Genomic DNA, 13,665 nt, shown 5'->3' with positions numbered 1-13,665 from the left:
TCACGCCTGCAGCACCCGCAGCGACCCCCTCACCACTCCATAGCTGCCCTCGACCCGCAGCCCGCGCGCGACCTCCGCGGGCGCCACCTCCCCGGCGAGCAGCCGCCGGTACGCCTCCACCACCCGCCGCGCCCCCTCCGCGTCCTCGCGCACGAGCTCGATCCGGAACCGCCGCACGCCGCCCTTCGCGAGCTTCGGCACGAGGTGCGCCGCGCTCTGGGGCGCCGCGTGAAACACCGTGTTCCGACACCCCACGTCCGCCTCGAGCGGATGATCCATCCCCGCCCGATCCCGCAGCGACAGCGCGTGCTCCTCGCACGGCCGGCCGCAGGTGCGATGATCCTTCCCCTCCGAGAGCGCGGCCGCGATCACGCAGTGCTCCATGTGGAACAGCGGCATCGGGTGGTGCACCACCACCTCGGCGAACGGCGCGAACGGCGAGTCGAGCAGCGCCACGAGCTGCGCGGCGTCGAGGTCGAACGACGGCGTGAACGCGGCGAGCCCGCGCGAGAGGACCTCGCGCGCGGCCAGCTTGTTCGTGACGTTCAGGGAGAAATCGCCGATCCGCGGCACGCCCGCCGGGACATCGAGCAGCGCGCCGAGGCTGCGGACCAGGATCGCCGCCGGCCCGAGCGAGAGGAGGTACCGGTCGATCTTCTCCTCGCCCGGCTTGCGGATCCGCGGCGGCGCGACCGCCACCCAGGCCCCCGCCGCGACGAGCTCGCGCGCCGCGGCCCCGAGGCCGACCATCTCCAGGAAATCGAGGTAGACGCCGCTCGCGCCGGCGTCGAGCGCGGCGCGCGCCTGGAGCGCGTTGCGGCACAGCACGAACAGGCCGGGCGGCGGCGGCTCGAGCGCCGGGGGGACGGCGCCGGCGAGCAGCCCCTCGGCCGGCGGCGGAGCGCACGCGTGCGGGCGGTGCGACGCCTCGAGGAGCGCCGCGACGAGCGCCCGGCGGGCGCGGTTCAGCGCCGACGGCGACACGAGCGCCGGCCCGTCGAGCGACAGCGCGACGCCGCGCAGGACGAACGGCGTGTCGCCCAGCCGATCGAGCTGCCGGCGCAGCGTGGCCTCGTCGAGCGGCGACCGATCCGCGCGGCCGAGCGGGGCGTCGACCTCGACGGCGGCCGACGCGCCGCCCTCGGCCGCCGCCGAGAGCCGCGGGCGCTCGCCGAGGCGGCCCTCCAGGCGGACGTCGATCGCCACGCGGCGCGGGGCGCGCTCGAGGGCCTCGCGGACCGCGCGCGCGCCGGCAGGGTCGCTCGTGCGGAAGACCCGGCGCCCGCGCAGCGTCCGCGCGCCGCGCAGCACGTCGTCGGGCAGGCGCCGGTCCGGGCCGAGCCACACCTCGACGTCGCCGCCCGCCGGCGCGCGCTCGACCTCGCGGCCTTCGGCCCACAGGCCCCAGATGCGGCCGCCGATCTCGCCCTCGCCGGCGAACCCGCCCTCCACGAGGATCCCCTCGCCGCGCGCGAGCGGCCGGGCGGCGCGCACGACCACGACCTCGTGGCCGCGCCGGCGCGCGGCGCCGCGCGCCTCGCCGACCTCGATGCCGCGGTGATCGCAGGTGCGGCCGTCGACGAGGCGCTGGTGGTCGACGCCGCGCAGGAAGCCGGGCCCCGAGCCGCGCGAGAACGCCTGGAGCGCCGCCTCCCGGTCGAGCGCGCCGGGGCCGGCCCCCTCGCCGAGCGCGGCGTCGATGGCGGCGCGGTACAGCCGCGCGGTGGCGCCCACGTACTCGGGGCCCTTGAGGCGCCCCTCGATCTTCACCGAGGCGACGCCGAGCGCGACGAGGTCCGGGATGACGTCGGTGGCGTCGAGGTCCTCCGGCGAGAGGAGGTAGGCCGCGTCGCCGAGGTCGCGGAGCGCGCCGTCGACGACGAGGCGGTACGGCAGGCGGCAGGCCTGGGCGCAGGCGCCGCGGTTGGCGCTGCGGCCGCCGATGGCCTCGCTCGTCAGGCACTGCCCCGAGTAGGCGATGCAGAGCGCCCCGTGCACGAAGACCTCGAGCTCGACGTCGGTCGCCCGGCGGATGGCGGCGATGTCGTCGAGCGAGAGCTCCCGCGCCAGGATGACCCGCGCGGCGCCGAGCGATCGCGCGAGCTCGACGCCGGCCGCGTCGGTGCAGGTCATCTGCGTGGAGGCGTGCATCGGGAGCCCGGGCGCGAGCGCGCGCACGAGGCGCATCACGCCGAGGTCCTGCACGATGACCGCGTCGACGCCGGCCGCGGCGCACGCCTCGATCGCGCCGCGGACCGCCGGGAGCTCGTCGTCGAACACGAGCGTGTTCAGGGTGACGTAGCCCTTCACGCCGTGGGCGTGGAGGAAGCGCATCGTCTCCGCGAGCTCCGCCGCGTCGAAGTTCGCGGCGCGGGCGCGGGCGTTGAAGGGCGAGGCCGCCGCCGCGCCGCTGCCCGCGGCGCCCCCCCGGAGGCCGAAGTAGACGGCATCGGCCCCGCCGCGCACGGCGGCTTCCAGGGCGGCGCGATCGCCGGCCGGGGCGAGGACTTCAGGGCGCGCAGGCCGCATCATCCGCGCCGTTCTAGCAAGGGGTGGCGCGGTTGTCCCCCTCTCGCGCGAGCGACCGCCCGATGAGCCGGCTCGCCGGCGCGCGCCGGCGGGCCGCGCTCCGGCCGGCTGCGCGTGCCGCGACCTCCGCGCGACGTCGGCGGCACGATCGCGTGTCCGCGATGCCCCGCGAGCGCCTGCGCCGCTGCGCTCGCGGCGACGGCGAAGCAGCGAGCAGGAAAGCGCCTTTTCCGGCGGGCTCCGCGCGCCGGAGCGCCTTGACCTGCCTTCCCGAGGTGGGGCACGATCGGCTAGCAGCCCACCCGACCGATATGTCATCCGATCCTCGCCGGCCGGCGCGGCGAGGCCCCGGCGGCAGGGTCGGATGCGCGGAGCGACGACAGCCATCAACCACCAGCGCGGAACTCGGGAGCTGAACGTCGGAGAGGCGCTTGCATTTCCCGCCCGCCCATGCGCCAGGGCGGCGCATGCCGCAGAGGGATGCCGATGAACAGAGACGGATTTCGCTTCGGGTACGCGCTCTCGCCGGCCGTGCTCTGGCTGCCAGCCGCGCTCCTCGCGGCGACCTCCGCGTGCGCCGGCGACGTGAGCCCGCCGGCGGCGCTCTGCGATCCCCCCTATTCGGCCTGCGACGGGGTCTGCGTGGCGCTGCGGTCCGACCGCGCGAACTGCGGCGCGTGCGGCGTGGCGTGCTCGGCCGATGAGGCCTGCGTGGCCGGCGCGTGCGAGGTCCGGGGCGGCGAGGGCGGCGGCGGCGAGGGCGGCGGCTCCGCGGGCGTGGGCGGCAGCGGGCCGGAGTGCGGCGGCGACCGCACCATGCAGCGCTGCGACGGGGAATGCGTCGACACGCGCACCGACCCGCGCCATTGCGGCCAATGCGGCTCGGCCTGCGAGCCGGGCCGGGCGTGCGTCGGCGCCCTGTGCCGGCGGACCTGCCTGGAGGGCCTCACCGAATGCGCCGGCGCCTGCGTCGACCTCACCGCGGATCCGCTGCATTGCGGCCAGTGCGGTCGCGCCTGTGACCCCGGGAGCCCGTGCGAGGGCGGCGCCTGCGGGTGCAGCGCCGAGGCGTCCCGGGACATCGGCTCCGAAGTCCCCCAGCGGGTGAGCGGCACCACGGTCGGCGCCGACGACAGCCGCTCGCTGAGCTGCGCGGGGTCGGGCGCGGCCGATCAGACGTTCCTGTTCACCGCGCCGCGCGCGGGGACCTACCTGTTCGACACCTTCGAGGCCTCGCACGACACCGCGCTCGGGGCGCTGCGGGCGGACACGTGCGCCGAGCTGGCCTGCAACGACGACGCGGGGAGCCGCCAGTCGCAGATCGCCGTCGATCTCTCCGCGGGCGAGCCCATCCTCGTGGTGGTGAGCGGCGCGGAGGGCGACTTCACGCTGCGCGTGGCCGAGCCGGGGCCGGTCCAGTGCACGCCGACCGCGCTCGAGCCGGTCGTCCCGCAGACGGTGGTGGGCTCGACGGTGGGGCTCGAGGACTCGGTGTCCGCCACCTGCGACTACACCTCGAGCCTGGACGCCACCTACACCTTCACGGCCCCCGAGACGGGCCTGTACGCCTTCAGCGCGCGCTCCGCCGTGTCCGAGCTGCTCGTGGAGGTCCTCGCCGGCGGCACGTGCACCGGCGATTCGCTCGACTGCAAGTTCGGCCTCGGCGAGGCGACCGCGGTCGCGGAGATCGAGGCCGGGCAGACGGTGCTCGTCGCCGTGGCGAGCCCGGTCACCGCCATGCGCGAGTTCACGCTGGACGTGTTCGAGGCCCCGGCGTGCCCGGGGGTGAATCTCGGCTCGACGGTCCCGCAGACGGTGACCGGGAACAACGAGGAGCTCCCCGACGTGCGCGCGGCGTGCTTCTCGTCCACGAGCGGCGGCGAGGCGACCTTCGGCTTCACCGCGCCGCGCGACGGCCTGTACCTGTTCGACGCGACGGGCTCGAGCTTCCCCGTCCTCCTGGAGGTGCGCCGCGACGGGTGCGCGGGCGAGGTCGTCACGTGCCTCGACGGCACGTTCCAGCCCGCGCGGGCCGCGGTCCCGCTCGCGGCCGGCGACACCGCGGCCATCATCCTCGACAGCTATGGAGATGCGGGCGACTACGCGCTCGAGATCACCGAGGTCGCGTGCCCCATCATCGATCTCGGCTCGACGCCGCAGACGGTGACCGGCACGACCGCCGACTTCAGCGATGTCCTCGCGCCCGAATGCGGCTACTTCGGGGGCCCCGAGGCGACCTACCTGTTCACCGCCCCGGCCGACGCTCTCTACACCTTCGACACGGAGGGCTCGACCTTCGATACGATCCTCGACGTGCGGGACGGCTCGTGCTCCGGCCGCTCGCTCAAGTGCAACGACAACGCCGATCCCACGGGGGCCCTCACCCACTCGCGGCTGAGCGTGCTCCTCACCGCCGGTCAGTCGGTGGTCGTGTCCGTGGACAGCTACGAGGCGAGCGGGGAGTACACGCTGAACGTCACCCAGCGGGACGCGCCGCCCTGCCCGCTCTTCGATCTCGGCGACTCGGTCCCTCAGACGGTCACGGGCAACAACGAGGGCTATGCCGATATCCTGACGCCCGAGTGCGGCGCCGGCCCCGGCGGCGAGGCGACGTACGCCTTCACCGCGCCAGCGGACGGATATTACGACATCGACACCGCCGGCTCCACGGTCGAGACGGTCCTGTCCGTGCGCGACGGCGGGTGCCGGGGCGACGAGATCGCCTGCGAGAGCGACGGGCGGAGCTCGCGCGCTTTCGTGTGGCTCGACGCCGGCCAGACGGTCCTGATCAGCGTGGAGGCGAGCGGTGAGGGCGGCGACTTCACGCTCAACGTGAGCCGGTTCGACGCCCCCGGCACGTGCGCGGCGCCCGTCGCGCTGGAGCCCTCCGTCCCCCTGAGCACGGCGGGGACGACCGCGGAGGGCCGCAACGTCGCGGAGTCGAGCTGCGGCGGCGAGGACGCGCCCGACGCGGCCTATTCGTTCACCGCGCCGGAGGCGGGGACCTACACGATCGACACCTACGGCTCCGAGTTCGACACGGTCCTCGCCGTCTTCGACGGGAGCTGCGAGGGCGAGGAGCTCGCCTGCAACGACGACGTGGTGCTCGACGACTGGTTCGACGCCGCGTCGGAGCTCACGGTGTCGCTCGAAGCAGGGCAGACCGTCGTCATCGTGGTCGACGGCTACTTGGAGTCCGGCCATTTCGAGCTCAACATCCACCGTTGATCCGCGCTGCGCCGCGCGACCGGGCTGCGTTGGCATGAAGGCCGCGATCTGTCCGAGCTACGGCCCTCCCGAGGTCCTCTTCATCGGCGATGTCCCGAAGCCCACTCCAAAAGCCGACGAGATCCTCGTCAAGGTCCGCGCCTCCTCTGTCAACTCGAGCGACTGGTTCATTCGCAGCGGCCTTCCCACGGCACCCTTCTACATGCGGTGGATGATGAAGGTCGCGCTCGGCTTTCGAGGACCCCGCCGTCGCATCCTCGGGCTCATCGTCGTCGGGGAAGTCGCCGAGGTCGGGAAGGCCGTGACCCGATTCCGTGCCGGCGACCGAATCTGGGCATTTACCAGGCTCCGCTTTGGTGCCTATGCCCAGTTTACCTGTCTCCGCGAGTCGAGCGCCGCAGCGCTCTCCCCGCGAAACCTCGCCGATGAAGAGGCCGCCGCCATTCCCTACGGCGGCCTGCTGGCGCTCCACTGCCTCCGCCGCGCGGCGCTCGAGCCGGGCCACGCTATCGTGATCTACGGGGCTTCGGGCGGCGTAGGGACTTCGGCCGTCCAGCTCGCGCGCCACATGGGGGCCGAAGTCACGGCGGTGTGTGGCGCGGCCAATGCGGAGCTCGTCCGCTCTCTCGGCGCGGCGCACGTGATGGACTACACGACGGAGACGTCACCTCCCGAAGGAGCTCGCTACCATGCCGTGCTCGACGCGGTCGGTAAGCGAAAGACCTCGCCGCTCCGCTCCGCGTGCGAGGACGCGCTCGCCCCCGGTGGCCGTTCGATCTCGGTCGATGATGGGACACCGGAGTTCGTGGCGCGCGATCTCGAGGAGCTGGGCGAGCTCGTCGACAACGGGTTCCTGCGGCCCGTCATCGATCGGCGCTATCCACTCGATCAGATCGCCGAAGCCCACCGGTACGTCGAGCAAGATCACAAGAAAGGCGCCGTCGTCATCACCGTCGCGCACGACGACTGAGCGGGGCTACGCAGGGCATCCGGCCCTTTCGCCTGCGGCAGGCCTGGGAGGCGCGCGCTCCGCACGGACGCTCGAACGCTATCCTCTCACGCGCGATCGGTTGGCGATCAGGGGGTCGGCATAGATCCCGCGGATCTTCGACGGAGGCGCCGCCTCCCGGTGCGCCGCGGCGCTCACCTCCTCGCCGACTCCAGCTCGGCCTCTGCGGCCAGGAACACCGGGGATCGCAGGAGCGCGCCCATCAGCTGCAGCGCCTCGCGGGGGTGAGCCGCGGAGACGTCCACCTCGTCCGGATCCGGCGCGCTCAGATCGTACAGCTCGGGGGCGCCCCACTCGAACGGCAAGACGAGCTTGTAGCGCCCATCGAGGATGCCCACGCGCGCGATCTGCTGGTCCGACACCGCCGTCGCGAGCAAGGGCAGCCGGCGCGGGGGCGGCTCGGGATCGAGGAGACCGAGCAGATCCTCGCCGTGGTATCCGTTCATGGGCGGATCGGGGGTGAGCAGCCGGGCGATGGTCGGCGCCACGTCGATGAGCGAGACGCGCTCCTCGACGACCATGGGTGGGATGCCCGGGACGCGCAGGACCAGCGGCACCCGCAAGAGCGACTCCCACAGGAAGGTCGAGTGCGGCCAGAACCCGCGGTAACCGAGCGCCTCGCCGTGGTCCGACACGAAGAGCACGAGGGTGCGGTCGGCGAGATCGAGCTCCTCCAGGCCGCGGAGCAGCCGCCCGAGGTGCTCGTCCAGGCTCCGCGCCACCACCCGGTAGCGCCAGTTCCATCGGCCCTCGGCGGGCACGTGGTAGCGCTCGGCGGCGCCCTCGACGTACGTGCCGTCGAGCTCGTGCCAGTTGTGGACATCGAAGTTGAAGAGCCACGCGAAGAACCGCTGCGAGCCGCGCTGGGCGAGCCAGGACAGGACTTGGTCCACCATCGGCCCCGCCGTCGGCTGGTCGGCGCCGTAGCCCCAGACCCCCCCGCGGGCGTGGTCGGGCAGGCGATACGTCTCATCGAACGCGAACGTCGGCAGGAGCAGGGAGATGAAGTCGGCCGCCGAGGCGGGGATGAACAGGGTGGTGGGGATCTCCAGGCGCTTGGCCAGGTCCAGCAGGCTGCCCGGGCTGCGCGCCAGGCCGTCGTAGCTGCCGCCGAGCAGCCCGGGCAGCGCGCGCAGCGTGTCGGAGCCCGTCGAGTACGCGCGCTCGAATCGGACCGCCTGGCGCGACAGCGCGGCGGCGTTCGGCATCACCTCCTCGTCGTAGGCGACGTCGCCGCGGAGGCTGTCCACGTAGAAGACGAGGACGTTGAAGTCGGCCGCGAGCGCGCGCCCCCCCGAGCCGGTCGCGCCCGCGCCCGGCCGATCGCTCCAGCCCGCATCCCAGCGGGGGTCGCGCGTCGGCTGGTCGACGTCGTACCGCTCGCGCAGCGCCTCCACACGGCTGGCGCGCATCCCGGCGACATCCTCGCCGCGCAGGATGGCCTGCGCCAGCTCGATGCGGCGCAGCATCCTCCCGACGTAGACGGGGTCTCGGCCCGTGTGCGCCAGCGCCTCCTGATGCCAGCCTCGCAGCCTGGGCGACGACGCGAGGAAGAGCACCCACACCGCGGCGGCCACGGCGGTCGCCCGGATCGCGGCCCGCGCCCGCGCGCGCCGCGCGGCGAGCGTCAGCCCGGAGAAGCAGGCGCACCCGAGCAGCGCCGCCCCGCAAAGCTCGAGGGCCGTGTGCACGCGCCTGTAGATGGCCACGAGCACGGTGAGGTCCACGATCACGAGCGCGCCCCCGAGGATCGCGAGCGCGGCCGCCGTCGCCGTCGCCACTCCGGAGCCGCCCGCGCGCCCGGCGTCCGCCCCGCGCAGGGCGCGGCTGTGGACGAGCGCGACCGTGGACGCGGCCAGGCCGACGGCGGTCAGCGCGAGGTAGGGGCCGAGGGTACCCAGCGCGCCGGCGTGCGCGAGGCGCCCGGAGAACACCCAGAAGGTGGTGCTCGAGAGCGCCGCGACCGCGATCGACCCGTAGGCCGCCGCCCGCGCGACCTCGGCGGCCCGCGGCGCCCGCCGCTCGAGCGGCGTCGCGAGCAGGCGCACGAGGGTGACGAGCGCCCAGGCGGCCAGCCCCAGGCCCGCGCCGACGGCGACGTAGAGGCCCACGGCGGCCCTGAGGTGCCCAGCCAGCGCGACGCTGGCAATGTCGTGGCGCACGGCGGTATCGGCCGCCACGGCGCCGAGCCCGACCGCGACGCCCGCGGACACGCACCGCGCGAGCTCGTCGCCCGATCGCCCGCGCCGCGCGGGAAGCCGGGCGAGCCGCAGAATCCAGCGCAGGGCGGCGTGTAGTGATGTCCGAGGCACGCCGTCGCGAGCCTAGGAAACGGCGCCGGGTTCATCAAGCGGGCTTCGCCTCCTCGGGCGGCGCGCGCTCCCCCTGCTCTGCACGGTGCCGCCCGGTCGCCCGGCGGTCGCGCGCGCCGCGCTGCGCTGTTCGGCGCTCGGCGCGCTCCCTGTGGCCGCCGCGCGCCGAGGTCAGCGCGCGACCCAGTAAGCCTGCGTCCAGGCGCGGGACCCGTCCGGCGCCGTCAGGCGCGCGCGCACGTACTGTTCGGGGCCGCGGAGCCGATAGCTCGCGCGGTAGGCCGCGCCTGACATCTCGGCCTCGGCCGTCGCCGGCGCGGCCTCGAGCAGCACGCCCCACCGATCGATGAACTCGACCATCACGTCGGGGGGCTCGACCCAGAGCGTGAACGTGTCCGACGTGACGGCGAGGCGCGTGAGCCTGGGCCCCGACGAGGCGTAGAGCCGACCCGCGCCCAGGGCAGCGCAGATCGCCGCCTGCGACGTCTCCTCGGCGAACACCTCGACCCACCCGGTGCCAGGTCCCACCTGAGGCACCTGCTTGTCCGCGCCGGCGAGCGAGTGCATGTCGTCGACCGCGACCGCGGCGATGGGCTGGCCAGACGACAGCGCCTGCTCCCACTTCTCTTCCGCGGAGGTGTGGGTGGCGTCGCCGTCGCTCCGCACGTGCGGATGACCGCTGAATATCTCGACGAGCTGGGCGCCCTCGGCGTCCGCGATGTCTTCGGCCTCGATGGCCCAGTGGAAGTTCGGGTGATTCACGAGCGCCACGCCCCCCTGCGCCAGGATCTCCGACGTCGCCCAGGCGAGCGCGGCCCGCGCGGTGCGGAAGGTCCCGCCGCCGATCCGCCGCTTCGTGCAGAGCGCGTTGACGTGCACCGGCTGCCCCGCGGCGGCCATCGTCACCTCCTCGCCGGGGATGACCAGGAAATCCTGCACCTGTGAGGCAGGAGGGCGCGTCACGTCGAGGTAGTTGTTGTGATCCGTCAGCGCGAGGAACTGGTAGCCGTGGTCGCGATACCAGGCGAACACGAGCTGCGCCGGGCTGTCACCGTCGGAACGGGCGGAGTGCGCATGGAGGTTGCCGCGCTGGAAGACGCTGACGTCCAGCTGCTCGACGAAGCGCGGCGACCGCGAGGGCAAGGGCTCCCGCGAGATGTCGAGCGCTCCCGTCGGAGCCACGTCCTGGCTCGTCCCCGCGCGCCCGAGCACCGCCGCGAGCGCGGCCGCGACCGTCGCCACCGCGGCCCATCGCGCGCATCGCTGCGCCATGGCGGGCTTCACCACCACGTCGGCCATCCTCGGCGTCGGGTCGGAGCCGCGCGACATTGGGCCTCATTGTAGCACGGGTCGTGCAGGCTAGAACGGAACGAAGTCGTGATCGCCCGAGGCGTGCGGGGCGCGCCCGTTGCTCGATGCGCCGCCGCTCGGGCGGCCCTTCTGCGGCGGCCTCCACAGCGCCTTGATGCCGTGGCGGTCCGGGAGACGCCCCGGCGCCGCAGGCCTGTGGCCCAGGTCGCCGTCGCCCTCCTGCGAGAGCCGGAACGACGCCATCACGTTCTGGAGCTGCTCTGCCTGCGCCGAGAGCTCGGCGGCCGTGCTGGCGAGCTCCTCGGCGATCGCCGCGTTGCGCTGCGTGGCCTGCTCTATCAGCTCCACCGCCCCGCTGATCTGGCCCACGCCGTTCGACTGCTCCTTGGAGGCCACGGCGACGCCCTGCACCAGCTCCGCGGTCTCCCGGATCGACGGGACGAGCTCCGCGATGAGCTGTCCCGAGCGCTCCGCGACCAGGATGCTCGACGCGGCGAACGAACCGATCTCCTTCGCCGCGTCCCGGCTTCGCTCGGCGAGCCGCCGCACCTCCGTGGCGACCACGGCGAAGCCCTTGCCGTGCTCGCCCGCGCGAGCCGCCTCGATCGCGGCGTTCAGGGCGAGCAGGTTCGTCTGGTACGCGATCTCCTCGATGATCACGATCCGCTGGGTGATCGCCTTCATCGCCTCGACCGTCTCCCGGACCGCCTGACCGCTCTGCTCCGCGTCCCTCGTCCTCCGGTGCGCCGTCTCCTCGACCTGCTTGCAGTTGGCGGCGTTCTTCGCGATCGTGCCGCTCAGCTGCTGCAGGCTGGTCATCGTCTCCTCCACGGACGCCGCCTGCTCGCTGGTGCCCTGCGACAGGCTCTGCGCTGTCGCCGAGAGCTGCACCGAGACCGAGGAGACCGAGACCGCGCCGCTCCGGACCTCGCCGATGAGGCCCGCCAGGCGCTCGGACATGGCCTTCACGGCGCCGAGCATCTGGCCGAACTCGTCGGAGCTCTTCACCGTGACGTCGCCCGTGAAGTCGCCGCCGGCGATGCGCTGGTGGAGCGACACCGCCTGGTTGAGCGGCAGCAGGACCATCCTGCTGAAGACGATGGCGAGCACGACGGCGACGACGAGCGCGAGCAGACCTCCTATCTGCAGCGTCACGTACATCGTCGCGACGAGCGCGTTCGTCGCCGCCTGCCGCTGGCCGAGGAGGGCGATCTCCTCGTCGTCGATCTCCTTGAGCGTCGCGCGCATCTGGTCCATGAGGCCCTTCCCGCGCCCCTGCCTGACGTCCTCGGCGGCGCGATCCGCCGGCACCTTCGCCTCGTCTGCGCTGCGGCGGTGCCGGATGGCCGGCTCCAGCACGGAGGAGAGCCACTCGTCGTGTTCCTTGTCGACCTTGTCGAGGCGCAGCTGCTGGCGCGGATTGTCCTTGGTGAGCTCCCGGGCACGGCTCAGGCCCTTCTCGAACCGGTCGCGCCCGCTGCGGTACGGCTCCAGGAAGGACTCCACCCCGGTGATGATGAAGCCGCGCCCCCCTGTCTCGGTGTCGAGCAGCGACTCCGTCATATCGCTCACCACGAGCATCACCTCGTAGGTGTGCTGGTCCCATGAGCGGGCCTCGTCGAGCTCCGCGAACCTCTTGTAGGCGATGCCCGCCAGTCCGACGACGATGACGACCATGGCGGCGAAGCCGAGGTAGAGCTTCCGGCCTACTCCGATATGCGCAAGCATGATGCATGCTCCGGGCTAGATGTGGTGCGGCTCCCGTCGAGCCCCGCCGGGGGCTGGAGCCGATAAACGGATGGCGCGACGCATCGCACGCGGTGGTCCGCCCCGTGGAGGCCCTCGGCGTGTCCGAGAAACAGGTATCCTCCAGGCGCGAGGCTGGCGATGAGCCTCGCCACGATCGACGCCTTCGTCGCGGCGTCGAAGTAGATGAGGACGTTCCGGCAGAAGATCAGATCGAACAGACCGAATCGCTTGGGTGCCGCGTCGAGCAGGTTGAAACGACGGAAGGTGATGAGCCTGCGCAGCTCCGGCCGGGCCTTCATGAGGCCCGCGCTCGCGCCCGTCCCGCGGAGCATATACGTGCGCAGGCGCTCCTCCGGGATCTCGGAGGCCCGCTCGAGCGGCCACACCGCGCGTTGCGCCTGATCGAGCGCGCGGACGGACAGGTCGGTCGCGAGGATGCAGATCCCCGGAGCGCTCGCCGACGCGGCGCCTGCCCATGGCGGCGCCTCTCCCGCCGCGGCGCCGCGATCCGGGGAGGGCAGGCTGTCGAGCAGCGTCATCGCGATCGAGTAGGGCTCTTCCCCGGTCGAGCAGGCTGCGCTCCAGGCGCGCAGCGGACGGCCGCCGCGCCCCGAGGGCGCTCCGTGGTCCGCGCTCTCGTGCCACGCCGGGAGGATCTCGCGCTCGAGGAGCTCGAACTGCTCGCGCTCCCGGAAGAAGTGCGTCTCGTTCGTGCAGATGCAGTCGAGCATGTGCACGAGCTCTCCGTCGTCGCCCGCCGCGGTCACACGGCGGTAGTACTCGCCGAAGCTGCGGAGCCCGAGCGCGCGGAGCCGGGGCCCGAGGCGGCAGAGCAGGAGCGGCTTCTTCTGCGGGCCCAGCGCGATGCCCGAGAGGCGCTTGACGAGCTTCTGGAACAGCGCGAACTCCTCGTCGCTGAGGGTGCGCGGGCTCAGCTCGGCGAGCGAGATCATCGCGTGTCCCCTTCACCGGCCGGCGCGCCGTGGCTGCCCGGGAGCGCGGGCGGGGCCCCCGCGGCCGAGGGGCTGAGCGTCGTCGAGGCCAGGAGCTCCGCCGGCGAGAGGATGCGGTCGATGTTGAGCAGCAGCACGAGCTTCTCACCCACCTTCGCCAGCCCCAGCAGCTGCTCCGCGCGCACCTGCATGCCGAACGCCGGCGCGGGCTCGATCTCGTCCTCGGAGAGCGTGAGCACATCGCCCACGCCGTCGATGAGCAGGCCGAGGCGGGTGTTCTCGCCGTCGAGCTCGGTCTCGACGATGAGGACGCAGGTCCACCGGCTCACCCTCGTCGGCGGCAGCCCGAGCTTCACCGCGAGATCCACGACCGGCACGACGCGGCCCCGGAGGTTCATGACGCCGACGATGCACGCCGGCATCATCGGGACCCGCGACGTGACGCTGCGCTCGACGATCTCCCGCGCCCGGAGGATGTTCACCGCGTACTCGTCCCCCGCGATGATGAAGGAGATGTATTGCGACACGGGGCTCGACGCGTCCGAGATCATGACGCCTCCATGGAGAGAGATGG

8 protein-coding genes are annotated in these 13,665 nt (G+C 73.3%); 2 read left to right on the top strand and 6 right to left on the bottom strand.

What is annotated here, in order from left to right:
- Positions 1–2,532, bottom strand: a complete 2,532-nt coding sequence (locus NQZ70_RS13205; RefSeq protein WP_129574535.1) for a U32 family peptidase — start codon at positions 2,530–2,532, stop codon at positions 1–3.
- A gap of 483 nt (positions 2,533–3,015) precedes the next feature.
- On the opposite strand from NQZ70_RS13205, the gene NQZ70_RS13200 reads away from it, so the two are divergent.
- Entirely contained in the window at positions 3,016–5,757 is a 2,742-nt protein-coding gene (locus tag NQZ70_RS13200; RefSeq protein ID WP_237245279.1) for an MXAN_6577-like cysteine-rich protein, read from the top strand.
- 34 nt (positions 5,758–5,791) lie between these two features.
- Positions 5,792–6,727 (top strand): NAD(P)-dependent alcohol dehydrogenase, encoded by a 936-nt coding sequence (locus tag NQZ70_RS13195; protein ID WP_129574533.1) that lies wholly within the window; start codon positions 5,792–5,794, stop codon positions 6,725–6,727.
- A 173-nt stretch (positions 6,728–6,900) separates the two neighbouring features.
- On the opposite strand, the gene NQZ70_RS13190 is transcribed toward NQZ70_RS13195, so the two are convergent.
- The 5 genes from NQZ70_RS13190 to NQZ70_RS13170 all read right to left on the bottom strand — a co-directional run bounded on the left by NQZ70_RS13190 (position 6,901) and on the right by NQZ70_RS13170 (position 13,642).
- Entirely contained in the window at positions 6,901–8,979 is a 2,079-nt protein-coding gene (locus NQZ70_RS13190; RefSeq protein ID WP_129574532.1) for a sulfatase-like hydrolase/transferase, read from the bottom strand.
- Between the two features lie 270 nt (positions 8,980–9,249).
- Positions 9,250–10,407, bottom strand: coding sequence for a CehA/McbA family metallohydrolase (locus tag NQZ70_RS13185; RefSeq protein ID WP_237245278.1), 1,158 nt, complete (start codon positions 10,405–10,407; stop codon positions 9,250–9,252).
- 30 nt (positions 10,408–10,437) lie between these two features.
- Positions 10,438–12,117, bottom strand: coding sequence for a CHASE3 domain-containing protein (locus NQZ70_RS13180; RefSeq protein WP_129574531.1), 1,680 nt, complete (start codon positions 12,115–12,117; stop codon positions 10,438–10,440).
- Positions 12,096–13,091, bottom strand: coding sequence for a protein-glutamate O-methyltransferase CheR (locus tag NQZ70_RS13175; RefSeq protein WP_129574530.1), 996 nt, complete (start codon positions 13,089–13,091; stop codon positions 12,096–12,098). Before NQZ70_RS13175 ends, NQZ70_RS13180 begins: the two co-directional genes overlap by 22 nt.
- On the bottom strand, positions 13,088–13,642 hold the full coding sequence (locus NQZ70_RS13170) for a chemotaxis protein CheW (RefSeq protein ID WP_129574529.1): 555 nt from the start codon (positions 13,640–13,642) through the stop codon (positions 13,088–13,090). Before NQZ70_RS13170 ends, NQZ70_RS13175 begins: the two co-directional genes overlap by 4 nt.
- Between the last annotated feature and the right edge of the window lie 23 nt (positions 13,643–13,665).

Origin of the sequence: Sorangium sp. So ce836 (assembly GCF_028553905.1) — a bacterium.
Classification (GTDB): Bacteria; Myxococcota_A; Polyangia; order Polyangiales; family Polyangiaceae; genus Sorangium; species Sorangium cellulosum_D.
This window is presented reverse-complemented; position numbering and strand designations above follow the sequence as displayed.

Excerpts from the sequence above, each read along its gene's own strand:
- NQZ70_RS13205 (WP_129574535.1), bottom strand. The coding sequence starts at position 2,532 with ATGATGCGGCCTGCGCGCCCTGAAGTCCTCGCCCCGGCCGGCGATCGC.
- NQZ70_RS13200 (WP_237245279.1), top strand. The coding sequence starts at position 3,016 with ATGAACAGAGACGGATTTCGCTTCGGGTACGCGCTCTCGCCGGCCGTG.
- NQZ70_RS13195 (WP_129574533.1), top strand. The coding sequence starts at position 5,792 with ATGAAGGCCGCGATCTGTCCGAGCTACGGCCCTCCCGAGGTCCTCTTC.
- NQZ70_RS13185 (WP_237245278.1), bottom strand. The coding sequence starts at position 10,407 with ATGTCGCGCGGCTCCGACCCGACGCCGAGGATGGCCGACGTGGTGGTG.
- NQZ70_RS13180 (WP_129574531.1), bottom strand. The coding sequence starts at position 12,117 with ATGCTTGCGCATATCGGAGTAGGCCGGAAGCTCTACCTCGGCTTCGCC.
- NQZ70_RS13175 (WP_129574530.1), bottom strand. The coding sequence starts at position 13,091 with ATGATCTCGCTCGCCGAGCTGAGCCCGCGCACCCTCAGCGACGAGGAG.
- NQZ70_RS13170 (WP_129574529.1), bottom strand. The coding sequence starts at position 13,642 with ATGATCTCGGACGCGTCGAGCCCCGTGTCGCAATACATCTCCTTCATC.